Genomic DNA, 23,665 nt, shown 5'->3' with positions numbered 1-23,665 from the left:
TCTCTCCCGTCCTTTTCGGGTTAGACCGTGACCTCGGTCTTGGTGACGTCTTCGGCGTTCCTTTCGCTGTTTTGACGCGGGTCAAGCCAGACGCGGAAGGCGCTGCCGATCAGGTTGGCGGCGAGCACGGTTAGAACGATGGCGAGGCCTGGGAAAAAGACGCTCCACCAAGCGTCTTCCATGTAGTCATGGCTTTCCGCAATCATCAGGCCCCATGATGCGGCGGGCGGCTGTACGCCGAGCCCAAGGAATGACAGACCCGATTCTGCAAGCACGACCGCAGCGAATTCAAGCATGGCCTGGGTCAGGATAATCGGCGCCACTGCTGGCAGGATGTGACGGGCCACGATTGTGGAGGTCGAACAGCCGGCGAAATGCGCGGCGCGCACGAACAGGCTGGTCTTTGCCGTCATCACGGCCGATCGGACGACGGTCGCAAAGACCATCCAGTAGACGGCCGCCAAAACCACGATCAGGATCGACACGCTTGCCTCGAAGAAATAGACCACCGCGACGATGAGAAGAAGGTTGGGGAAGGCGAACTGGATTTCCACCAGACGCATAATAAACGCGTCCCACTTGCCGCCGAAGTAGCCTGCGAGAATGCCCATCGCAGTCCCGATCGTTCCGGAGATCAAAACCGCACCCAGACCGATGACGATCGAGTTGTATGCGCCGAGGATCGTGCGCATCAGAATGTCGCGCCCCAGACCGTCGGTTCCCAGCGGATGCTCCCACGAGGGCGCAAGAAGCCGCTCGGCAATGCGGGCGGTTGAGGCATCGACGCCTGCCAGCTTGGCGACGATGGTCGCGGCCACCAAAGCGAAGAGAAAGATGATCGACGCCAGGACAACCTTGTCCCCGACCACCTTTCTGAACAGGCGGCTGCGTGACTTCCGCGCCGAGACGGCGGCTTGGGAGGAGCGTGATTGTCTCGACAATTTGATCATTTGGACGCTCTCCTCGGTTCCACGATGCGTGCAAGTATGTCGGTCAGGATGTTGACGATCACGATCACGACGGCGCCAACGAATACGCAGGCCTGAAGCTGCGTGAAGTCCTGCCGTTTGACGGATTCGATTACGAGGCGGCCGAACCCGGGTCGCGCGAACAGGACCTCGACGATGACGGCGTGACCTGTGATCATCCGCGCCGAATCCCACGAAATGATCGTCAGGATCGGGAGAAGCGCGTTGCGCAGCACATGCTTTCTCAGCACGTAGAGGGAAGAAAACCCCTTGGCGCGGGCCATCGTGACGTAGGGCATCTTGCCTTGGTCGAGAAACGAAGTCCGCGTCACCTGGGCAAGCCGTCCTCCAAGGGACAAAGACAAGGTGACAGCCGGCAGGATGGCGTGGCTGAGCGACCCCGCACCCGAGGTCGGAAACCAACCGAGACCGACCGAAAAGACCAGGACCAGCATCGCGCCCAACCAGAACTGCGGAACCGACAATCCAGCCAGCGACACGCCCGTCACGAGCCGATCGACAAGACTGCCCGGCCGCGTGCTCGCCAGAATTCCCATCGGCACAAAAACGACGATGCTGATGCCCAATGCGATTGCGAGCAGTGAAAGCGTGGAAGGCAACCGACCGAGTGCTACTTCGAGCGATGACAAATGATACCAAATCGACTCGCCCAGATTGAGCGTAACGAGGTCCCCCAGGAAGTGGATGTACTGGACATAGAGCGGATCGCTGAGCCCGAGCGTGGCATTGAGGGCGTCGATCTGCTCCTGGCTTGCACCAAGTGGCAGCATTCGCCTGGCCGGATCGGAAATAAGACGGGTGACAAGGAACACCGCCGTCATCACGACGGCAACGGCGACGACGCTCGTCAACAGTCGCCCTCCCAGCCAGGAGAGCGTTGAATTGTCAAACCAGGCTGGTATCCGATCCCGGAACGTACGGGGCTTGTTCAGCCCCGTCCCGGTGTTGGTTGAGATTATCTTAGTCGACATGGACACGATCCAAATGAATACGGGTGAGGACGCCCGGCCCGGCTTCGTAATTCACACCCTCGACGGCGCCCCAGATGTCGGGGTAGTCGATCAGCGGAATGTAGAGCGCTTCATCGCAGCCGATCTTGTAGACCTGCTCGAAAGCGGCAGTCGCCTTCGGCACATCAAACGACCCCTGAGCGGTCGCAAGTGCGGCGTCTAGCTCTGGATACGAGGTCCCGAGGCCCGACATCTTGTTTGTGCGTGAGAAGATACGGCTGGTGATGCGCGCGGCGTACATGCTGTGATAGTCCAGCTGCACGTAGGTCATGGGAGCCGGGCTATCAGGTTTGGTCTTTTCGCCGCCGGCAAGGATGTCATCGAGCCACTTGTCGCTCGAGACATACTCGATCTTGGTCTTGAGACCTATCGCTTCCCAGTCCGCTGCAATGGCCTGACCGGTTTCGCTGTCTTTGGGCAGGTAACCGCCAGTGGTAAACACCGCTCTCACGACGAAGTCCTCGGGCAGTTTAACTTGCGCCAGGAGTTGCTTGGCCTTTTCCGGATCGTAGGGATAGGCTTGCAGGCTCTTGTTGAAACCGACTTCGCCCGGCGGCAGCGTCTGGCAGGCCTCGACCGAGCCCTGTTTGGCCCAGAGGTACTCATTCAGGGCATCTCGGTTGATCGCATAGATCAGCGCTTGCCGGAAGGCCTTGTTGTCGTAGGGAGGGGTTTCGAGGTTGAAACGAAGATAGGTGCCGTTGGCGGCATTGGAGGACGTGATCACCTTCGGGACCTTGGCGGCATCCTCTGGCGTCAGCGACGAAACCATGTCCACTTCGCCGGCCTTCAGCGCAGAAATCCGCGTGGCCGCTTCCGGGATGAACACGAACGAGACCCGATCCATTTCGGCTTTATCGCCTCCCCAATAGTCGGCGTTCTTTTCGAGGATGATCCGCTGGCCCTTGTCCCATCGAACAAATTTGTAAGGGCCGGTACCGACCGGATGTTGCGAGTAGGCCGTGGCGTCCTTCGAGGCTTCCGGAGGCACGAAACGCAGCGTCGAAATCCGGTAGAGCAGCCATGGGTCGGGCTCCTTGGTGACGATATCCACGGTGTGGTCGTCAATCACCTTGGCCGTCTTAAGGGTCTCGATCCCGTTGATCGAGGCGCCGAAATCAGGGTTCGCGACGAGATCGATGTTGTGCTTGACGGCTGCGGCGTTGAAGGGCTCTCCATTGGTGAACTTGATGCCTTCGCGCAGTTTGACATGCCAGATCGTCGGGTCCTTCGCATCCGGGACCGGCAACTCGGCGGCGAGCACGGGCACCAGCGCGCCGCTCGCGTCACGGTCAACCAGCGGCTCGTTGATGCTCCAGTTGACAAGCGTGTTACCGTCGTCGCCATCACGGATGACATAGAGGCTTCCAGGCTCCAGTGCCGAAGCGATGGCAAGACACTTGTCCCCTTCGCCGCCCATTTCCGCGCAATCTGCGGCTTGCGCACTGTTGCCCGCCATGATCGCCGTGGCCGCAAGGGCGCCGACCAACCAGGTTGTTGTCGTCATCAGGCTATTTCGTTGATTTCCCATTGTTTCTCCTCCACGTTCAACTTTGGGTTATTTCTTGTCGAGATTGATGGCGTCGGCATGCCAGCAGGCGACGCGCTGCCCGTTCGCCTTTTCCTCAAGCGGCGGCATCTGAGCTTTGCAAACCTCCGTCACGAAGGCGCAGCGATCACTGAAAGGACAGCCGGCGACGAGCGCGCGGCGGGAACTCCGTGCCTGACCGACATTGAAGGCAAAGGGCGCATCCGGGTCCGGTACCGGGATCGCGTCGATCAGCGAGCGGGAGTACGGATGCCATGGCTTGGAGAACAAGGCCTCGGTTGGACCGCGCTCCACGACCTTGCCCGACAGAAGAACGACGACTTCATCGGCAACCTGGCGCACCACCGCCAGATTGTGGGAGATGAACAGGTATGAGACTCCGAACTCGTCTTTGAGCTTCTGCAACAGCTTCAAGATCTGCGCCTGGACGGATACGTCCAGCGCGCTGGTCGGCTCGTCGGCAACGACTAATTTCGGCCGCAAAGCGAGCGCACGGGCAATCGCGACGCGCTGCCGCTGCCCGCCGCTCAATGCATCGGGGAAGCGATCGAGAAGGCCGGCCGGAAGGCCGCATTGGGCTGCGAGCTTTTCGATTTCCAAATCACGCTCACCGGGCCCCTCGTACATGTTGTGGGCCTTCATCGGCTCCGCGATGATGTCCCGGATCCGCATGCGAGGGCTAAGTGAGGCGTAAGGGTCCTGATTGATCATCTGGACCTGGCGACGGTAGGCTTTCAGTTGCGCCTTATCGAACGTCGCAATGTCCTGTGCCTCAAAGCGGATTGCCCCTGTGGCGGCAAGATAGTGGCGCATCACCGCAAGACCAAGAGTTGACTTGCCGGAACCGGACTCACCAACCAGCGCTACAGTCTGGGCGCTGCCGACGTTGAGCGACACCTTATCGACCGCGACAAGTCCACCACGGCCACGCGTTCCGCCAAAGATGACCGAGAAGCCGTCGATTTCAAGGATCGGCTGGGAGGCGGGGTCTGGGCGTGCTGCGCCCGCCTGCAGGATTTGTTGTGGATTAGCCAACATGTCAGCGAGCCACCCTGTGCACGTTGAACAGCCCTGCAGCAGGGTTCGAGCCGAGACGCTCGCCTAAGACATCTTCGAATCCTGCAGTCCTACCCGGACAAATTCTTCGTGCGTTGCGGTTCTTCATTGTTGCCTCCCGGGATAAAATCCCGCTTGCCTGATCAGATCAACTGTATAAATAGAGTCGCCAGAGCCCAAAGGGACAACTCCTGCTCCCCCGCTGATCGACTTTGGTGTTTGTCACTGCGCAAGTTATCGGTCGCCGAATGGCCACAGAAAGCTCAGGTGAAACATTGGCGCTTCAATGCTCTCCTGGTTCTACAAGAAACTACAGAACAGCCGAGCTGTCAGCGCACCGGGATAAGAACCGTAACCGGCCGCCATACGCGAACCGCCACACCGAATCCAAATGGCCTCATAAACTCCTCCTACTGTTCCAAGAGCTCGATCTCGCTCAGCGCCCTCCTCGGCGCGGTTTAGCCAGATAACACTGATCAGTCTACCTGAATATTTGCATTCGTCAATTCTTTTTCGCGGCGGACCGTGTCTGTTATTGACGTTCAAGTTCCAAACGAGGTGCCCGTGAGATGAAGCACCGAAATCATCCTCGCTGAGCCGAATAGCCTTACTCAGTTCGCCCGACATCCTCGGACGCCGACAAAACCTATGCGGGCTCACCCTCGAAGCGCGAACTTTCGCAGGCACCGCTGTGGCCTCGGCGTCTTGCCGGTATACTTTGCGAACGAATCCGGCACCTCCGCCACATAGATCGCGCCGACGGAATCGACAGCGACTGCATGTGGGGCATGGAACTCGAATTCGGGAAAACTCAAGTGCGCGCTGATGGCGCCGTCCTTAGAGCGGATCGTCAGGCGGCCGGGCAGTTCCTCGGTTGCTGGCCCAAGCCGCCACGACTTCAGGTCTTTCGGGCCTCTTGGGAGCTCGGTCACAAATAACTGCCCGCTTTGGTCCATCGCAACGTCGGTCGGCCGCTGGACATCGTCCCACGCCTCCAGCAGCTCACTGTCTTGCGAGAACAGCTGTATTCGATCGTTCTCCCGATCGCAGACCAGAACGCGACCGGCACTGTCAATCGCGACGCTGTGCGGTATCACGAAGCATCCCAAGTCAGCACCGAAAGCACCCCAAGAACGTTCAAGCGCCCCATCAGAGGAAAACCGGTGCACCCGGCAGTTCCGGTAGCCGTCACTGGCGAAGAGTTTTCCATCCGGTGACAGCACCACTTTGGTGGGCCGATTGAACGGCGCGCCTCCCCGAACCTGCTCCAGCGGAATATCTGCGCTCGGAGACCCGTCTTCGGCGTATCCGGTTTGAGACGCCATACCATCACCGATCGTGTGCAAAAGGCGCCCGTCGAGATCGAAAACGTAGAGCCGATGACCACCGTCGTCAGCGATGTAGATCTTGTCGTCGGGGCCGATCGAAATATGATGGGGCCGGTTTGAAAAGCATTCATGACCCCAGCGATCCAAAATCTTGCCGTTCGGATCCAATATCGTGACCGCGTCTTTCCCGCGCCGCAGGGCATAGACCCGATCGCGAGAGTCGACCGCCACGCCGGTGACGTCACTCTCCCAACGTTCCTCGCCCCACTCATGGATCTCTTCGTATCGCACGCTGTTCACTTTTCCGCCGATGACACCCAATTGGGGACGAGGGTTTCTGATGCATCGCTCGCATCATGCAGGAGCGCGGGCACAGGATCCTCGTCGATGAACCAGTCCGAAAAGTCATAGGATTGCCAGGCAACATCCCCGGCGTCGAACGAGGAAATCTCGAGCGGGTTGCCGCTCGGGTCGGAGAAGTATATCGACGAAATGAACCGATGCCTGTTGTTGGTGCCGCGCCGCTCGGAGACCTCCGACACCGTTACACCGTGTGACAGCAAATGCTCACGAAACCAGACCACGTCAGCGTGCGAGCGAACGTCGAACGAGAGGTGGTCCATCTTCTGAGGCAGAACGGGTTGGCTCCACTGGCCTTTGTCCGCCGATGGCCAAAGGACCGAACTCACGGGTGCGTCTGGATGCTCAGCGACGGTCGGCGCCTCATAAAGGGAAAACAGCTCCCCGTTGCCCATTTCAAAGAAGACCTGGCGAACTTCAATCTCGACAGCGATCGACGAGCTTTCGTCTGCGGCGCCGATTGCCGAACCGCTCGAGTGATGGGCCGAGGACCGCAGGCCCTCGCCCGTCGTGACGAAGCGCTGGGTGCGCACGACACGAAGTCCGAGCAGATCCCGATAGAAGCGCACGCCTTCGTTCATGTCGTTGGTAAACAGGACAAGGTGGTTGATCCCGGAGATACGCCCGACCGCCGCCCCCGCTTCCTGCAAAATCCGGCGATGGCGAGGCAGGGTTTCGGTTCCGCTTGTCTTGGCAGCTTCAGCACTCATTGTTCTCTCCTCACCACTAACTGATCCATTCACTCAATCCACGCGCAGATTTACCTGCGTTTGTCTTTCCCGTGGTTCAACCGCTGCGATTGGCGCGGATTACGCGTCGAGCACCAAACGCGCCGAGCACGATCTCGACACACACACCATCATCGTTTTTCCGGCGGCGCGCTCTTTTGCGCCCAGCACCGAACAACGATGATCCGGCGTGCCCGAGATCACTCTCGTCTCACAGGAACCGCACACGCCCTCCTGACAGGAGGAATCGATATCGATACCTGCGTCCTCGGCCATCTCCAGGATCGAACGATCCTCGGGGACGGTAAGAACGATGCCGGAGCGAGAAAACTCGACCTCGAAGGCAGTGCTCTCGCCCTCCACGATGCTTCCGGAGGCGGAAAAGCGCTCCATGTGAGCGTTGCGTTGATGCGCCGCGCAGCTGTGGTCGATCGCCTGGAGCATCGATTCCGGTCCGCAGCAGTAAATCGCGGTTTCGGGATCGGTCTCGGCAACCAGTTTGTCGAGATCCGCTTTGCCCTGCTTTCCGCTTTCGTGGAATACAACCCTTTCAGGGCCGTAGCGAACCACGTCGTCCTTGAAGGCCATCGTCTCAGAGGATCGGCCGCAATAGACGAGACGCCAATCGGCGCCCGAAGCGGTCGCTTCTTCAAGCATCGCGAGGATCGGAGTGATCCCAATGCCGCCAGCGATGAACAGATAACGCTTGGCTTTGGCGAGTGCGAAATTGTTGCGTGGCCCTGCAACCCGGACCGTATCGCCGACCGTCAGTGCCTCGTGGATATGAGCGGATCCTCCCCGGCCGTTGGCTACGAGCAGAACCGCCACCTGCCAGGTGCGTCGATCGCCGGGTCGGCCGCAAAGCGAATACTGGCGAACGTACTCCACCCCCTTCGCCTCGAAACGCAGATCCACGTGCGCGCCTGCCTCCCAAGCTGGAAGCTCCGCACCGTCCTTGCGAGCAAATGAAAGACGCAGGACCTCTTTGGCCACCTGCTCCACACAGGTGACGACAAGTTCGAAGTCTCTCTCAGACATCGACGTATCCTCAATGTTCAGGCGAAGTTCTGTTGTGGCCGATGTTCGCGCGCACTCCTCTGCGCGCGAACATCGGGCAGTCCGATCAGATCTCCAGCACGACGGTCGCTCCGTCGATCGACACCGGGACCGTCTCGACCCCGGCTTTCAGGCGTTCAAGCACCTCTGGCGGCTCGACCGTGACGGGATAGCTTCGAACCTTTTGCCTTGATTCAAACAGCGTGCGCCCTGTCTTGATGTCGAATTCCCAATGATGCCAGGGACAAGCGATGATTTCGCCGTCGCGAACCCAATGCATGGCGACACGATTTTCATCCGAAACGTCGGCGTCGGTCGTGCCCCGGACCCTGCCTTTGCAGAGCGGGCCGCCCATGTGCGGGCAGGTGTTTTTCAACGCGTAGAACTCTCCACCGATGTTGAAAACGCCGATCCCACTCTTCACCTTGTCCGGATAGACAATCGTCGAGGCGCCGGGCGGAATATCGGCGACTGCTCCCACTACGTACCGCATGTTCTTAATCCCGTGTTCAATCGTGGATGCTCAAACGGCCAACTCGGCCGAAACCAGCCCCTTAAGGCGCGGGTAGAACTTGAGGGCGTTGTCGGCGAAACAACGGGACCGCTCGTTCTCCGGCCACGTGGGGAACATCTGATGCGGACTGACGCCATCCCAGTACGGGTGGCGGCTACCAAAAACCACGAGCGAGGAATTGTCACCACCCAGCGTACCGGTCGCGCGGTGGCTGTGTGGAGAAAGTTCATCTTCGGGCTGGTAGACGAAGCGAACATTGCTTTCGAAGTATTCCGTCGGATCCTTTTTCATCCACGGGACCTCGACGCGGTCGGATTGCCAATCCTTAAACGTTCGGATTGCCAACGCCCTCGCCTCATGGACGCTGACGTCGCCAAGCACCACGCGAAGCTCAGGCAAGCGATCGAACACGCCGGACACGATCATGCTGGTGAGATTGACGATGCCCGACAATGGGCGAAGCGCGTGGATCTCGGCATAGAAGCTTGGGAAGCCGACCTGGGTCGGCGGCGGCTCGACAACGGCCGACAAATCGTCGTGGATAAAGACGGAAAGCCCACGTTCTGCCGCGGCCCGCCAGATCGGGAAGAAGCGCTGTTCGCCATAGGTCGCCAAAGCACGTGCGGGTACCACGATCTGCACGAAGCGAGGATCATCGGCCCAAAGATCGATTTCCTTCAAGGCCGCATCGACATCGTTCATCGCCACGCGAATGGAGCCAAGGAATGATTTGCCGGATTCCGGAGCATTCAACCAATCCTCGACGAGCATTCGATTGGCGGCGTTGGCGACGGCAATTGCCTGATGCGGGTTGGGCCAGTAGCCGAACGTCGTCGGGCAAAGGACCGCAAGGTCAATGCCAGCTTCTCGCATCTGCCTGGCCACCGCCGACGGGCTCGAAGCCTGTTCCGCGGGTACCGCCAGTTGGTCGAAGGGCGCTCCATATTTTTCGCCGAAGAGCGTTGGCAGCTGCCGCAAATTCCACGGGCCGCCGACGAACTCGTTGAACCGCTCGCTCTCGAGTACGGGATGAACTGCGCAGTCGATAATCATACCCGACCCTCCTTACGATCGAACCGGTCTGCCGGACGTGTCTTTGGCAATTTGAAGAAATCCAACGCGTTACCAGCCATGATCTTTTTCTTGGCTTCGTCGTCCAACGCCCGCGGAAGCGCTTTGCTCGGCGGGTCATAGTCGTAGTGCGGATAGTCGCTGGAGAACATCAAAAGGTCACCGGCGTCGGCCTCCTCGAACAGCGTTGCGATGTGCTGCGGATCGGTCGCCTCCTCGACGGGCTGCGTCGCGAAGCGGAAGTGGTCGAGCACATATTGCTGCGGCGTCTTGGCGGCGGAGAATTCCTGTCCCGTCTTCTGCCAGTGGCGGGTCATCCGGTCGATGAACGGCCGATACCAAAGAAAACCGCCTTCCAAGAACAGGAACTGCAGGCCCGGATGACGGTCCAACACGCCATTGCAGATGAAACTCGCCATGTGCGTGGCGTAGGCCATGGGCGCGATCAACGAATGATATTCGACGAAATACTGCAGCGGCCCTGTCGACGTCCATCCCAGCGGCTGCGTAGCGCCGCCCTTAAAGTGGATCGACACTGGCAAGCCGTGGCGCGCGGCTGCTTCCCAGATCGGGTCGTACATCGGATGGCCGAACGGCCGAGGACCGTAGTGACTGATCGCCACCTGCCGGAAGCCCGGATGCCCGGCCCACTTCTCGATTTCCCTGACCGCGCCGATCGGATCTTCAACGGAAACCGAGATCGATCCGACGTACCGGTTCTCGGTGTTGTACTTCGACAGCCAGGTCTCTGAGAGCCACTGGTTGACGGCCTTCACCAGGGCGGTGTCCAGGGCCGGATCGACCGTGAAGCCGCGCAGGCTCCAGGGTAGCAGGATCGCGTAGTCAATCGGGTCGTCCTGGAAAAGATGTCCCGCAACCATGTCCGGATCCGAGCCGAGGTCGCCGGTCGTCGGATAGGCATCCATCCGGCCTGCCACATCGAAGGTGGTGAAGCCTGCGCGCCTGAACGGGACTCGCGCCTTCAGCGTACGGTCTTTCCACGGAGCGTCCATGTAATCGATAAGTTCTTCGAAAGAACGTGGCTCAACGTGAACATCAGTGTCGATCACTTTGACATCGATGGGGTCGAGTCCACCTTCGGGCGTTTGCGGCCGAGCGAAAGCTGTCGTCGTCACGGTATTCCTCCCGAGGACGTGTTGCGAAAACTAATCAGTCTGACTGATATAATCATCAGTTTGCCTGTATATTTTTATTTGTCAATGGGGAAATTGGCGTTTGTCAAACGAGGCGGATGAAATGCTCGCTCGCCGGCAGAAATTGCTGATGCGGCAGCGTGTCATCCACTCAGGATCTGCTGGAATAACTGGCGTGGAAACGGTCGCGACGGCCCGCGCGGGCCTGGGCTCACATGCGAAGTGCTTCGAATTTCAACGCCGGAAGCGCGGTTGGGGGCGGCCAGGGTCGTTCTTTCGCTCGACCGCATGTTGCCAAACTGCTTCGAAAAGCACGAGATTGCGACAGCTATGCACGCCGGAGAAGATCCCGACGTTGTGTGCCGCGCAAATGATGTACGTCTAGGCGGCGCTGTCGCGCCGCCGTAGAACCTTCAGGAAAACTGTATTTTAGGCTCCCACCTTAAGCTTGCCGACGTAACGGTCGCCATCGCGAACGATATCCAAGTCAGCACCAAACGGTTTCGATAGTTCGTTCAGGCGGGCAAGGATGCGTTCGCCGTCCTCGGCCGATGCCAGCTGCGGGCAGCCCCTGCGGCTTCGTGGCGTATCTCGTCCCAGTGTGATCGGGTGGAATTCGCTGTCGGCGAGTACGCCGTCTTCGTATGTGAAGCGTGCGACAACCGACTCCCAGAATTTCGGCTGAGCACCATAGCCCGTCACGACGTCGAAGAGATCGGCCGGCGTGGAGGAAAGTGGCATGCCTTGCTGTTCGTAGACCTCCAGCGGGAAGGAGGAGAAGGTCTCGACATTGAAAATGAAGTTGCCGAGAGAATAGCAAATCGGCCTGCCGGCATAGAGTTCCAGACCGCGCAACATATGCGGCCCGTGGGCGAAAATCCCGTGCGCGCCAGCGTCGATAAGCCGATGCGTGAGCGGCTGCAGGAACTCAGCTGGAACCTCACTGTTCCAGCGCCCACCGAGGCCTTCATGGCAGTGGAGGCCAACGAAGACCAGGTCTGCCTGACGAGATGCTTCGGATACCGAGGCCTCGAGTGCCGTGACGTCACGTTCCAGAGCGTCGGTCTGAACTCGCGAGGCATCGCTTGGCGCAAAATTGACGCCTTCCACGGCAAATCCGCCGGGCGGCGGCGGGTCGTAGACGTTCTTGTCGGGATAGGGGAAATGGATGCCGGGAGCAGTGGTCCCCTTCGCTTCGACATTGACACCTGCCTCCGCAAGAATCTCGCGGAGTTCCGCAAACCGTTCCTTTTGGATGTAGTGGGTTTTCTGCACTCGGACCGGCGCAATTCCCGGGCGTCCGACGTCACCGACGCTCGGATCCGCAGCGAGGCAGAGCCTGGCGTTGCTTGAGCCGGCGGCAATATAGGCCACCCGGCATCCTGGCGCATCAAAGTAACGAGGAGCGCGCGCTTCCTGCAATGTCCGCCCCACTCCGGCGTAGGTCAGACCGCGCGCTTCGAGAGCTTCGATCGAGGATACCAGCCCGGAAACCCCGTAGTCGGTCGCATGGTTATGTCCCAGACCATAAATGTCGACGCCCAGCCACTCGAACTCGGAAAGCAACTCGGGCTCCACGCCGCACGGGATGCCATGCATTGTCGTCGACGCCATCCTGCCGCGACCGGGAAAGACCATTTCCACGTTGGTGATGGTGACATCGGTCTTGCGCAGCATGTCGACGAGGGCGAGGAAATCGCCGTCGGGATTGCGCGAGATGCGTTGCGTGAGCATGGAGTCGCCTGTAGCAAGAATGCTAACTTTTGGCACGACAAATCCTCCGTTTTGGTATACCAATTTGGAGTACATAAGATGGCCGAGCTTCGGTTGTCAACGCAGAACAAGGAGGAAATCTTGTTGACGCAAACGCAGATGGGCGAGGACCGGCTTCGCAGAATGATTTTGGACATGGATATCGGACCCGGAGAGCGCCTCACCGAGCGCTGGCTCGAGGGCCAACTTCAAACCTCCAGAACATCTGTCCGCACAGCGCTGTTTCGCTTGGAAGCCGAGGGGCTCGTTGCACGGCAAGGGCGGGGTTGGATCGTGCCGCCAATAGATCTTGATGAAATCAAACAGCTCTTCACCTACCGAGAGGTGTTGGAGGTTGCAGCACTCGAAATCGGTGGGCCCATGATCACGCCGTCGGACCTTGCGGAAATAGAGGCAATCTTGAATTCGGTCACCCCATCGTCAACACAGGAGGAAAACGACGATGCCGCTCGCCGTTTCCACTTGAAGATCGGTTCACTGGCCAAGAATGAGTTCATCACCAGGGGCATCAGCGACTGCATGACACGATTGTTGCGGGTGCGTTGGATCGAGATCAGCGCGTCCAATCAAGGCTGGAGCGAACATCGCGCCGTTTTGGACGCGTTGCGTCGGGGGCGCGTCGATCATGCGGTCGAGCTAACCAGGTCGCACATACAAGCGGCGTGTGAGCGACTGGTACAATCGTTGACGGATGGAAAAAGGAGCTTGCGCGCCCGGGGGATCAAAGTTTCATGAGCCCTCACAAGTCGTTGACGCGGAATGCGAGTGACCTGCGGGTCTCCATCACCCGTATACATGTGACAGGGTCCGCGAATAAGCTTTAGGCCGAATCCAGCGACTGCCCGCTCCATCTAGTAGGAGCGCTTTACTCGGCGTCCAACATCGCTCGCTGGAGTGCCGGCTCAAGGCGATCTAGCTCGGCTTTCAGTGCGCGCCGTGCCTCTGGAACGGGCGCAAGATTTCCTTCGCGGCCCAAATCTGCAAGCCGCTGTGCTGCCGTCACGACGCCGTCGGCGCCGACCACGTCCGCCGAGCCCTTCAAGGTGTGGGCTGCACGCCGCAACTCCGCAGCATCGCCGCTGGCATACGCCGCGTCGAGAGCGGCGATCAGCTTCGGATACTCGATGAGGAACATTGCCGCCAATTCGCGCAAGAGTGCCTCGTTCCGATCGAGATTGCGCAGGGCACGCTCCCAATCCAGCACCGACGCGTCGGCAGCCGCCGGCTGCGTAAGGACGGCGGTTACCTGCTCTTCGGGAAGCGGAACCCGCATCGGGTCATATTGTTCGACGACGCGGAACAACTCGGCGGCGCGAAATGGTTTCGTGACATAGCCATCCATTCCTGCCGCGAGACAGCGCTCACGATCGGCAGCCGTCGCGCTGGCGGTCAGCGCGACAATCGGCACACGAGCCTTGCCGGACTGAGCGAGCGCCCGGATTGCGGCGGTCGCGGCGAGCCCGTCCATGACCGGCATATGCACGTCCATGAGCACTAAATCGTAATTGCCGCGTTCGACCGCTTCAATTGCCTCCTGGCCATTCCCGACGGCCACAACCCGGTGCCCGCGTTTCGTCAGAAGATCAACTGCGACCTGCCGGTTGACCGCCCCGTCCTCGGCAAGCAGCACGGTGAGCCCCGGGCTCGTCCGCAGGTGCGCCGCGCTGGCGTGGCCCTCACCCTCGTCTTCCCGCATCGAGACCCCAAGGGCGTCGGTGATCGCGTTCAGGAGATCGGACTGTTTGACAGGCTTTACCAGCAACCTGGAGACATCCAGTCTGCGCAGCAGCGCCTCGTCACTTGGCCGGCCCGCCGACGACATCATGACGATCCGCATCTCCTTGAGACCTGGGCGGAGCCGCATGCAAGCCGCAAGTTCGAACCCGCTCATTCCAGGCATCATCAGGTCGAGAAGCGCGAGGTCCGGCGGAGCACCGGAAGCCCGTTCAAGGGCGTTGAGCGCCGCCACGCCGTCCGGGGCGACGATCGGAATCATGCCCCAGTTCACGACGATTTCCTCGAGAATCTGGCGATTGGTGGCGTTATCGTCGACCACCAGGGCCTGCCGACCGCGTAGTTCTGCCTCGCGCAGGGGACGCGCCTTCTTTTCCTCCGGCGCGAGCCCAAAATCGGCAGCGAATGTGAAGACGCTGCCCGCGCCTGGCGTGCTCTCGAGCTGCATGCGCCCGCCCATCTTCTCGGCAAGTTGCGCAGCGATCGCCAGCCCAAGGCCAGTGCCGCCGTATTGCCGCGTCGTTGATGTATCGGCTTGGGCGAAAGCCTCGAATATTCGCTCCTGCTGTGGTTCCGGGATGCCAATGCCGGTGTCGCGCACCTGGAACTGAAGGCGTGTCCCGTCGTCCTTCTGCCCTTCCAGCGTGACATCGACCACCACTTCACCATTCTCTGTGAACTTGATGGCATTGCCGACAAGGTTGACGATGATCTGCCGGAGCCTTGTTGGATCACCGACCAAATGGTCCGGCACCTCGGGAGGGATATGGCAGGCAAGCTCGAGGCCTTTGTCGGCGGCGCGCTTGGCGAGCGTTTGCAGCGTATCGCCCAACGTGTCGCGCAGCACGAACGGGATCGCCTCGAGCTCCAATCTCCCGGCCTCGATTTTAGAGAAGTCTAGAATGTCGTTGATCAGGTCCATCAGCGTGTCGGCGGAATGGAGAATGATCGAGACATATCTTCGCTGTTGTTCGGAAAGCTCGGTGCCTTCGAGCAGTTCCGCGACGATCACGCCGTTCATCGGGGTGCGGATCTCGTGGCTCATATTTGCAAGGAACTCGCTCTTGGCGATGCTCGCCTGCTCGGCCGCGTCGCGTGCGCGCTCAAGCTCCTCACGCGACTTGCGTAGTTGCTCCGTCCGCCGCTCCAGCTTGACCGTGCGCTTGGACCTCCAGGCGATGGCGGTGCTCTTCAAGCTCGGTGATATCGGAATAGACACATATCGTTCCGCCGTCGCTGGTCTTGCGCTCGCTGACGCGGATAGTGGTCCCGTCCTTGTGCTTCAAATTAAAGGGTCCGCGCGGATTGCGGTGGCGCTCGAGGCGCTGGGCAATCCACTCGTCGACCGTCTGGCCGTCCAGTGGCGACAGGCCGCTTTCCGCAAAGGTACGGATCACCAGCTCGAACGGCGTGCCCGGCGTTTCGACGGCAAATGGTTCGGCAGGAAGGACGGCACGCTCCGGCCCTGAAAAGAAATCTCGGTAGCGCGAATTGTAGACAACTAATCGGTCATCGGCGTCATAGAGGGCGAAACCCTCCAGTGACGATTCGATTGCGTCGAGCAGTTGCCTTTGCGCCGCTTTGGCTCGCTCGGTTGCAGCCTCGGTCGTCTTGACCAGTTCCTCGAGATGCTCGCGCTGTTCCTCCAGTTCGGTAATGTCGGTATAGGCGCCCACCAGGCCGCCATCGCGGGTTCGGCCTTCGCTGATGCGAATCCACATTCCATTGTTGAGCCTGAGCTTGAATGGCGGACCCGGATTGCGGTGCCGCTCCATTCGTTGCGCAACCCACTCCTCCACGTTGAGCTCGCCAACTGGGGCCAACCCATGCTCCACAGCGGAGCGTATCAGGTCCTCGAAGCGCATTCCGATCGCCACCCTGGGGGCAAACAGCTTTTCAAAGCGCGAGTTGAATGCGACCATTCGGTCGTCGGCGTCATAAAGAACGAATCCTTCCAAAGCGGACTCGATGCCGTCCAAGAGACTGTCGCGCGCCGCTTCTGCCCGCGCCTGTGCGGCCCGGGCAACTTCTAGCTCCTCCGCAAGTGCCTGCTCGGTGCCGGATGCAATGTCGGTATTCTTGGTCATTAGATCCCTCCGCATCCGGGTGGGATGTTCAGGCTCCTTATGGGAATAAACCCCGCAGCAGCTTGGCTTCCGTGACGCGGGCGATCCCCTCGATCAAGGCAGCTGTACGCAAATCCAGTTGGTCATCTTCCGCACGCCGGCGCGTGCGCCCGAAACCATCGAGTAAGATCGCCTTGAGCCGGTGATTGATCTCTTCGAGCGTCCAGGTCAGGTTCTGCAGACCCTGCACCCACTCGAAATAGGAAACGGTCACTCCGCCGGCATTGCCGAGAATGTCGGGGATGATCTGCACTCCACGCTCATTGAGGATTTCGTCAGCTTCCAGCGTGGTGGGGCCGTTGGCGCCTTCGGCGAGCAACCGGCACTTGATCCGCTCAGCGTTCTCGGCGGTCACCTGATTTTGCAGGGCCGCCAGCACCAGGACATCACATTCCAGTTCGAGAAGCTCGGCGTTCGAGATCGGCTCCGCATTGGGAAAGCCCGCCAGCACCCGGTTTTTGGCTACATACTCCAAGAGTGCACCCACTGTCAGACCGCCGGGGTTGTAGAGCCCTGTCGAGACGTCGCTGACAGCGATGATCTTGACGCCCGCCTCGGCCAAGAAGCGCGCCGCGAAGCTGCCGACATTGCCGAACCCCTGAACGACGGCGGTCGATTTGGCCGGATCCAGCCCGATCGTCTCGGCCGCGGCTTCGATGACATAAACCAATCCGCGCCCGGTCGCCTCCTTGCGCCCGAGCGAGCCACCGAGCACGACCGGCTTGCCAGTGACCACCGCCGGAACCGCGTGGCCGACCTGTTGGCTGTACGTGTCCATCACCCAGGCCATCACCTGCTCGTCGGTTCCCATGTCGGGCGCCGGAATGTCCTTGTCAGGCCCGATGATGTCGATGATCTCGGCCGTGTAGCGCCGGGTCAGCCGCTGCAGTTCGCTTTTCGTAAGAATGGTAGGGTCGACGCGCACACCACCCTTGGCGCCGCCAAAGGGCAACCGCATCAGCGCGCACTTCCAGGTCATCAAGGTCGCCAGAGCCGCCACGTCGCCGAGATCGACATCCTCGTGGTAGCGGATGCCGCCCTTGGTCGGCCCCATCGTCAGGACATGCTGCACCCGGTAGCCGAAGACGGTCTCGACCTGCGCGCGATCGTCGCGGAAGAAGGGGAACGAAACTACCTGGGTGCGTTGCGGGAACAGCAGCCGTTGGCGGATGTTGTCGTCCAGATTCATGATCTGGGCGGCCTTCAGGAACTGTTGCTGAGCGAGGCGGAACATCGGTGAATCCCACTCGCCGCCATGAGCGCGCTTGCGCGCCAGCGTGTAGCGGATGGCGCGGTCGAGCGCGATGCCGTTGAGCCGGGTCTTCAAGAGAAAATCGCTGGCACCTGCCTCGACCGCTCGCGACGCGAGCTTCACGTCGTCGAGTCCCGTCAGGATCACCACTGGGACATCCGGGGCAGCCGATCGGATCCTGAACAGCGTCTCCAGCTCTTGGCTATCGGGCAGGATCAGATCGAGCAGCACCAGATCAGTCGCGCCCAGCTGAAGCTGTGCAAGCCCATCGGCCAGGCGATCCAGGGACACGACCTCGCTGCGCAACTGCATTTCGGTGTCGAGCAGTCTTTGGATCAACTTCGCGTGAAGCGGGTTATCCTCGACAAGCAATATGCGCACTGTTTGATCGCTCATGCTTTGCCTCCCTCCGGACGGCCGCCCACGGGAGTATATCAGGTTTGTGGTGGTTGCTGAATCTTGCCTGTCATGGGATCGTGTCGCATCAGCCGTAGGTGTGGTGGCATCATCTCGTGGCGGTGCAAAGTCAGCTAACGTTGCGTGTACAGCTGGTTGGTTCCAGGTGATACATTATGCGACTTTCGCAGCACAGAACGAGAACACCGTCGTTCGTGACGTGACGGAGCATTGCGCAGTCACCCGGGGGCTCTTGAAAACACAAGGGTGTAGCGGCTCTTGCGTTCGACCAACGAGGCAACATTGAACTCAAAGTGTCACCCGCACTTGGAGACATTGCTTCCTCCCTTGCCCAATTCGTCGCGGAAGCCAGAACTCGGTTCGAGTTTCTCAAGAAAGAGCCGCGAACCAGATTTCGAAATGGTTTGGCCGGATATTTTTTGACGTTCCGTATCGATCGCTCAGGTCAACCAGCTTTGCCTGCATCCCAACCCCGTCGAGGAATTCAACCAACTTGCCGCCCAAAGCGGCACATTCCTCTTTCTTGAAGCAGCGCACCTCAGTTTGGCTCTTCGGCTGATTGATGAATTGAATACCCGGCACAATAACGGACTGTGAGCTGAAAGATCTGCCTTGCTCCTGCAGTAAGTCTTCGATCTCTCCTGCTTTCGCGCGGTCGACTTCTCGACTGATGTGGAAATAGACGCGGACAGGAAGAGCTTCCAGTGCCTGCGTCACCTGTTGGGCGACGACCTCGTTCGTCTGCGCGACTGCATCTGCGCTATTATTCGCAGTCTCCCGAAGAGCGGCATTGCCACTGGAATTGGCAGATGCAACGATCGAAGCATAGAGCTCCGCTGGGATACGCTCCTGCTCGGCATACTTCCCTGCCAACACGACACCAGCGGTGGCTGTGCGGGCTTCTCCATCGAACGCCAGCTCGACAACGAGTTTGATGTCATCGTTCTGCTGCTTGAGGGCACTGAATTGATAACTGACATAGGCAGCAATCACGGCAAGACTTATCTTGAAGAGAACATCGATCCCAGTGACAAAGCTGCCCATTTCATGCCCCTTGGTAGGGATTCATTGGCCGGTTCGGCCAGGTTCTTCGGGTGGATAGATGAGGCATACCCTGAAGCTCTTCGCCCTCATTGAGCGCGCTGGCCTCAAACCTCGTCTGCGCTTTAGCCGCCGCCCCATCAACTTGTGCCTTCTTGACATCTCGGGCAGCCGTCCCATCGGTAAAGGCTACGACCACCCTGTCCCAGAACGGGTCTGCTTTTTCTCCCGCAATTAACCTGACCACCTGAGCAGCTACTGCATTGGCAGTTTCAAGCACAGGCTTCATTGGGCTCCTCCAATTAACCTCAATTTTAAAAGATCCGTTATACGCACACGCCGTCGGCTCAATATCCGACAAGCTCCTCTTCCATAGGCGGCTTCCGCAACTTGCTTCCGGTAATCCGCGCCATGATCGTCGTCATCGTCGCTGCGTCATTGTCAAACCCGCCGTGGGTGGTCGATTCCGTCGTTGCGCTCTTTGAACGGTCGATCTCCAACAAATCTGATCTCGGAAGCTGGCTAGAGAACTTTTCCATCCCGGCCAAGGGCATATTGGGCTTATCCTCATAGGCTCGTGAAACGAGATACAGAAGCGATCGACCGTACCCAGGTAGACCCGCGGCCGCCACGGTATCGGCCAATTCCAGCGAGTCACGCATCTGGTACAGATAGATCTTATCCGCGAGCTTCCATGCCCCCTTTCGTTGCAGAAATGGTTCATATCGCCTTTCGAAAAAGTCCGTCGTACAAGCGGGCGCCATAAGGTGAATGCTGGCAATCTCAAGGTCTTGAATCTCAAATTGATCCAAATTTGCCAACAACTCGCCGAGAACGATTGACCCCGCGCTATGACCGACGAGGTGTACTTTTGGTCGTTTTTTCTTCGCTTTAACAACACCTTGCAAAAGTGGCTTCAGCCCAAAGGTGCCGCCATTATACTCGCCGTTGCGATCAAATGCGGCGACGGCATCCTGCTTCATGTTTCGCCAGGCCCTGCTGCCAAGCGCCTTGCCAAGCCCCGTTTCAAAAAGAAAGTCCGTGATCCAGCCGGCGGCTCGGCCCGACTGTGACTGGGACAAAGCGCCAAAAGCTTCATCGAAAAAACCCGATCCCCACATGAGATGGAAGTTGTAAACTCCGTTGCGGCCAAAGACATCGTGCCGCTTCCATGTCGCAATGCGGTTGGCCTCGTCATCGAGGGAATTTAACCCGCCGTGGCAGTATATAACGAGATGGTCGTACCCGGCCCCTTGATTTGCTGTGGGGTCGGTCAGGCGCTTCACCGTCTCCTGCATTTCAAGAAGAGTGGGAGATGCATACCGGCCATTGACCACGTAGCGGCCATCATCGATGTTGATAAAATGGCCGACGATGTCGCTTCTGTTGGGAGCGGCCTTGGCTTGAGGGATCGTTGCCGCGGACGGGGCGCCGCGGGGCATCGCGCTGAAAGCCGTGGGAGCTCGAACGCCCAGTTGCAGCACCCAGGCGTCCATCAGCGTCGCCGCCCAGTCCTCATAAAGCCAATGTGCAATACCGCCATTACCCCACGAGGGTCCCCATGAGTTCAGGATCCAGAAACCGGTCGCGTCATAGCCAACAATCGCGAAGGCGTGCCCCCCAATAAGACCACCCCCCGGCGCGATCTGGCCATTGACTGGCTCTTTCCAGTTTTCATGAATTTGAGCGGATGCGTAGATCACGCCGACTTCATCCAGCGCCGCGTGGAAATCGGACAGGTCGGGGTGAAGCCGGTAGTAGGCTCCTAACCTGTTTTCGCGAGCGTCCTTGTTCATCTCGTAGGACAACACCCATTCTCCATTGCTCCCATCTGGAGATAGGTCCAACCGGCACACGCCGTTGCGATGAAATCCACTGAGTGCTCCACGTATGCTTGAGCCCTCATAAGCAGTGCCGGCCCACTCGTCGTTTCGCTTCGCCATCTCATAGAGCATGCGTGCGCTCACCTGAAGTGGCCTCGTCGCAAGCGTCTCTCTGTGTGTGAGAACGTCAATAACGTGGGCAAGAGCGAAACCGGTGCAAAAGGACGAGTCCCCCTGATCCCGAACGGGGAAGGCGATCGAAGGATAGATGCTGCCGGGAAGCGCCCGGAGGGTGGGAAAGTAGAACCGGTCGCGGATGTCGGGCAGGTCGGGCAAGACATTTAGGTATCGGTTCCCAAGCGTTCTGGGCTTCAGCCTGAGCCTGCGGTTGGCTATTCGAATTTCCTCATCGGGCTCGCTAGATACCGATGCGTCTGCCGGCTCGGGCTCCGGCGACGCTACGACTTTCCTCGCCTCCAGCGTTGCCTCAATGTCCTCTCTTTCAAAGCCCTGCCGTGCCGCCGGTTCCGCGCTTGTCTTGGAAGGAGCCGAATCACGTTTGGCCACTTTGTCCCCCATTGAATTGCCCTCCTGGGTAGAGCGCCAAACGTATTACGACTTGTTTATAAGTGCAACCATGCTAATGTAGGCGAGTCAAAATTCTAGTTTATCGCGTCTCATCCAGAACTGACAGTGCCGGAGGTGAACCAAGAATCATCAGTGGCAACCGGACCGGAGACCGGCTGCGCAAGTCATCAGTCTTAACGAACATTGTGTCGGATACTCGGGGGCGGCATGCTGTACATTGGCCAAGATATCATCGACATCGGCTCGACCAAGGTTGGGCAGAAATATGTATTTGGCGCCGTGGTTCCTTTGGATAACCCGGCCTGGCAAGGTCCTTGGGATTGTGCAGAGTTCGCCTCTTGGTGCTCATATCGGGCCTACGGATTGATTTTCGGAGCGGGCGGCGCGAAGAAGCCGGCAAGCGCCGAGCCCTATTCCGGTCATTGGTATGCCGATTCGAAGAAATTTGGCCATGTCATTTCTTGGCAGGATGCTTTGAAAATACCGGGCGCAGCTTTGATCCGAGCACCTACGCCGGGCAAAATCGGTCATGTTGCATTCGCCATCGGCGACGACGAGCGAACCCTGGAGGCGCGCGGCGCAGCCTTCGGCGTGAACATCTTCGGGGGTGCCAAGTCTCGATCATGGACAATCGGCTGTCTGCTGCCGGGCGTTGAATACGGGTCGCACCTGCCGACCGAGACGGCGCCAACAGCTGAACCGGATTCGAACCCGCCGAAGGGCCTTCTTTGGTTGAGACGCCCTAACTTCAAGGGTCCGCACGTTCTGGCACTTCAGAAGGCCCTGCTTGGCAAAGCCATCGATCCAGGGCCGATTGATGGTGAATTCGGACCGATGACCGCAGCCGCCGTCCTATCGTTCCAAGTGTCTCACGGGCTGGAGGTGGACGGGGTCGTGGGACCCGCCACAGCCGCAGCATTGGGATTGCCATTTCCGATCACGGCAAGCGCGCAGGATACCGACAGCTTCCATAAGACAAACAGGCTCGCGTTATCACGCTCGCTAACCCTTCCATCCCCTCCCGCGGATTTTGATGCAATTGCCAACATCTCGCAGTCAGGCAAATCGTTTTTTGCAACGACGGCATCCGGCGAGCGCTTCATCATCGGTTCGGTCACGAGGTATACCGACGACATGACGCGGGCCGGGCTTTTCCAGGGGAAGAGCGCCATCAAAGACAGCATGCGTTTCGGCGTCTATAAGGGCCAGGACTATACGACGGCATTCGGCAAATGGGCTCATTTCATCGAGCCGACCCTCTCAGCGGAAGGCGGCGCCCGCTTCGCGACGATCAACACGTATGATCGCGCGGCGTTTACGTTTGGCGCGCCGCAACTCGCGGCGCATACGCCCGCACAGAATTTTGTCGTCTATTTCCGCCAACTCCTAGCATTGCCTGAAGCCGACCGGCATTTCCCGGAGCTTTCGCTGCGCGGAAATGGAAGTGGCGACAGCACAATCCACTTGAAATCGGACACGGGCTTCATCGATCTTGAAGAGCCGGTGCTTGTTACCCGACCCAATGGGAAGAAGGAAAAGCAGCTAGCGAGGTTAATGAACTATCTCAATGCGTCGCCGGCAGCAATCGACGAGGCCGAACTTTCCGTGTCGGCTCGACTGATGAACTGGCTGCGGCTCGACCCGAAGGCTAAGGAACTTCAGATTGCGGTCTTCATCGCTCAGGCGAAAGAAAATCTGGCGCGAGCAAAGACGAAGGTGCCCGGTTTCGACGGTTCGAACTGGGAGGTCGCCCTCTGGATCATGGATATATTGCATCAGGGCCGCGGCACATTCGCAGAAATGAGCACGGCGCTTGCATCACGGAGACCTGTGGAGGAACTGCGACGTATTGGCATACTGAAATACAAAACGCGCATCGAAACGGTCTCTAGGTCCGCGAAAGGGCTGACAGACGTGCTGCACGGGTTTACGGTTTGAGTGGGAAAGGTGTGATCCCCGAAATCCCGAATGAAAGATTGTCGCTTGAGTGAGGAAATCTTAGAGATACTTGAACTCCCTCACTCACCTCTCAGCATTTGTAAATTGGACTTTGCTTCTTAGTCCCGCGTAGGTGCGCGTGCTTAAGGCTTTAAGGA

At 59.2% G+C, this 23,665-nt stretch carries 19 protein-coding genes; 2 read left to right on the top strand and 17 right to left on the bottom strand.

Annotated features, from left to right (window positions below; all coding sequences use genetic code 11):
• Nucleotides 1-20: 20 nt before the first annotated feature.
• The 11 genes from NXT3_RS19680 to NXT3_RS19630 all read right to left on the bottom strand — a co-directional run bounded on the left by NXT3_RS19680 (nucleotide 21) and on the right by NXT3_RS19630 (nucleotide 12,624).
• A complete protein-coding gene (locus NXT3_RS19680; protein WP_104840092.1) occupies nucleotides 21-950 on the bottom strand; it encodes an ABC transporter permease in 930 nt (309 codons plus the stop codon).
• Nucleotides 947-1,960, bottom strand: a complete 1,014-nt coding sequence (locus NXT3_RS19675; RefSeq protein WP_104840091.1) for an ABC transporter permease — start codon at nucleotides 1,958-1,960, stop codon at nucleotides 947-949. Before NXT3_RS19675 ends, NXT3_RS19680 begins: the two co-directional genes overlap by 4 nt.
• On the bottom strand, nucleotides 1,950-3,506 hold the full coding sequence (locus NXT3_RS19670) for an ABC transporter substrate-binding protein (RefSeq protein WP_158665368.1): 1,557 nt from the start codon (nucleotides 3,504-3,506) through the stop codon (nucleotides 1,950-1,952). The genes NXT3_RS19675 and NXT3_RS19670 overlap by 11 nt, the downstream gene beginning before the upstream one ends.
• 51 nt (nucleotides 3,507-3,557) lie before the next feature.
• Nucleotides 3,558-4,586 carry an oligopeptide/dipeptide ABC transporter ATP-binding protein gene (locus NXT3_RS19665; RefSeq protein ID WP_104840089.1) on the bottom strand — a complete coding sequence of 343 codons (1,029 nt, stop codon included), beginning with the start codon at nucleotides 4,584-4,586 and terminating at the stop codon, nucleotides 3,558-3,560.
• Nucleotides 4,587-5,260: 674 nt separating this feature from the next.
• The gene (locus NXT3_RS19660; protein WP_234828144.1) at nucleotides 5,261-6,253 is read right to left on the bottom strand and encodes an NHL repeat-containing protein; all 993 of its coding nucleotides are present in this window, start codon (nucleotides 6,251-6,253) and stop codon (nucleotides 5,261-5,263) included.
• The gene (locus tag NXT3_RS19655) at nucleotides 6,229-7,002 is read right to left on the bottom strand and encodes a VOC family protein (protein WP_104840088.1); all 774 of its coding nucleotides are present in this window, start codon (nucleotides 7,000-7,002) and stop codon (nucleotides 6,229-6,231) included. The genes NXT3_RS19660 and NXT3_RS19655 overlap by 25 nt, the downstream gene beginning before the upstream one ends.
• Nucleotides 7,003-7,101: 99 nt before the next feature.
• Nucleotides 7,102-8,058: a PDR/VanB family oxidoreductase gene (locus NXT3_RS19650; protein ID WP_104840087.1), complete on the bottom strand. Its 957-nt coding sequence runs from the start codon at nucleotides 8,056-8,058 to the stop codon at nucleotides 7,102-7,104.
• An 85-nt stretch (nucleotides 8,059-8,143) separates the two neighbouring features.
• Nucleotides 8,144-8,569, bottom strand: coding sequence for a Rieske (2Fe-2S) protein (locus tag NXT3_RS19645; protein WP_104840086.1), 426 nt, complete (start codon nucleotides 8,567-8,569; stop codon nucleotides 8,144-8,146).
• A 30-nt stretch (nucleotides 8,570-8,599) separates the two neighbouring features.
• Entirely contained in the window at nucleotides 8,600-9,643 is a 1,044-nt protein-coding gene (locus tag NXT3_RS19640) for an amidohydrolase family protein (RefSeq protein WP_104840085.1), read from the bottom strand.
• Nucleotides 9,640-10,797, bottom strand: a complete 1,158-nt coding sequence (locus NXT3_RS19635; RefSeq protein WP_104840084.1) for an amidohydrolase family protein — start codon at nucleotides 10,795-10,797, stop codon at nucleotides 9,640-9,642. The genes NXT3_RS19640 and NXT3_RS19635 overlap by 4 nt, the downstream gene beginning before the upstream one ends.
• A 447-nt stretch (nucleotides 10,798-11,244) precedes the next feature.
• A complete protein-coding gene (locus NXT3_RS19630) occupies nucleotides 11,245-12,624 on the bottom strand; it encodes a CapA family protein (RefSeq protein ID WP_234828143.1) in 1,380 nt (459 codons plus the stop codon).
• A 3-nt stretch (nucleotides 12,625-12,627) separates the two neighbouring features.
• Between NXT3_RS19630 and NXT3_RS19625 the strand changes: the two genes are divergently transcribed.
• A complete protein-coding gene (locus NXT3_RS19625) occupies nucleotides 12,628-13,323 on the top strand; it encodes a GntR family transcriptional regulator (RefSeq protein WP_199773364.1) in 696 nt (231 codons plus the stop codon).
• Nucleotides 13,324-13,453: 130 nt separating this feature from the next.
• Here NXT3_RS19625 and NXT3_RS19620 read toward each other — a convergent pair whose 3' ends face one another.
• The 6 genes from NXT3_RS19620 to NXT3_RS19600 form a co-directional block, all read right to left on the bottom strand.
• On the bottom strand, nucleotides 13,454-15,517 hold the full coding sequence (locus NXT3_RS19620; RefSeq protein WP_234828142.1) for a hybrid sensor histidine kinase/response regulator: 2,064 nt from the start codon (nucleotides 15,515-15,517) through the stop codon (nucleotides 13,454-13,456).
• Nucleotides 15,435-16,301: a PAS-domain containing protein gene (locus NXT3_RS32510; protein WP_234828141.1), complete on the bottom strand. Its 867-nt coding sequence runs from the start codon at nucleotides 16,299-16,301 to the stop codon at nucleotides 15,435-15,437. The genes NXT3_RS19620 and NXT3_RS32510 overlap by 83 nt, the downstream gene beginning before the upstream one ends.
• Nucleotides 16,302-16,446: 145 nt before the next feature.
• Complete coding sequence (locus NXT3_RS19615; RefSeq protein ID WP_104840082.1) at nucleotides 16,447-18,096, bottom strand: Glu/Leu/Phe/Val dehydrogenase dimerization domain-containing protein; 1,650 nt, start codon at nucleotides 18,094-18,096, stop codon at nucleotides 16,447-16,449.
• 390 nt (nucleotides 18,097-18,486) lie between these two features.
• On the bottom strand, nucleotides 18,487-19,161 hold the full coding sequence (locus NXT3_RS19610) for a hypothetical protein (RefSeq protein ID WP_104840081.1): 675 nt from the start codon (nucleotides 19,159-19,161) through the stop codon (nucleotides 18,487-18,489).
• Between the two features lies 1 nt (nucleotide 19,162).
• Complete coding sequence (locus NXT3_RS19605) at nucleotides 19,163-19,447, bottom strand: hypothetical protein (RefSeq protein ID WP_104840080.1); 285 nt, start codon at nucleotides 19,445-19,447, stop codon at nucleotides 19,163-19,165.
• A gap of 58 nt (nucleotides 19,448-19,505) precedes the next feature.
• The gene (locus NXT3_RS19600) at nucleotides 19,506-21,560 is read right to left on the bottom strand and encodes a C1 family peptidase (RefSeq protein WP_234828140.1); all 2,055 of its coding nucleotides are present in this window, start codon (nucleotides 21,558-21,560) and stop codon (nucleotides 19,506-19,508) included.
• 216 nt (nucleotides 21,561-21,776) lie between these two features.
• Here NXT3_RS19600 and NXT3_RS19595 point away from each other — a divergent pair, with 216 nt between their 5' ends.
• On the top strand, nucleotides 21,777-23,507 hold the full coding sequence (locus NXT3_RS19595; RefSeq protein WP_104840079.1) for a peptidoglycan-binding domain-containing protein: 1,731 nt from the start codon (nucleotides 21,777-21,779) through the stop codon (nucleotides 23,505-23,507).
• Nucleotides 23,508-23,665: the final 158 nt, after the last annotated feature.

Origin of the sequence: Sinorhizobium fredii (assembly GCF_002944405.1) — a bacterium.
Lineage (GTDB): Bacteria > Pseudomonadota > Alphaproteobacteria > Rhizobiales > Rhizobiaceae > Sinorhizobium > Sinorhizobium fredii_C.
The sequence above is the reverse complement of the archived record's forward strand: the minus strand, read 5'-3'. Positions and strand labels throughout refer to the sequence as shown.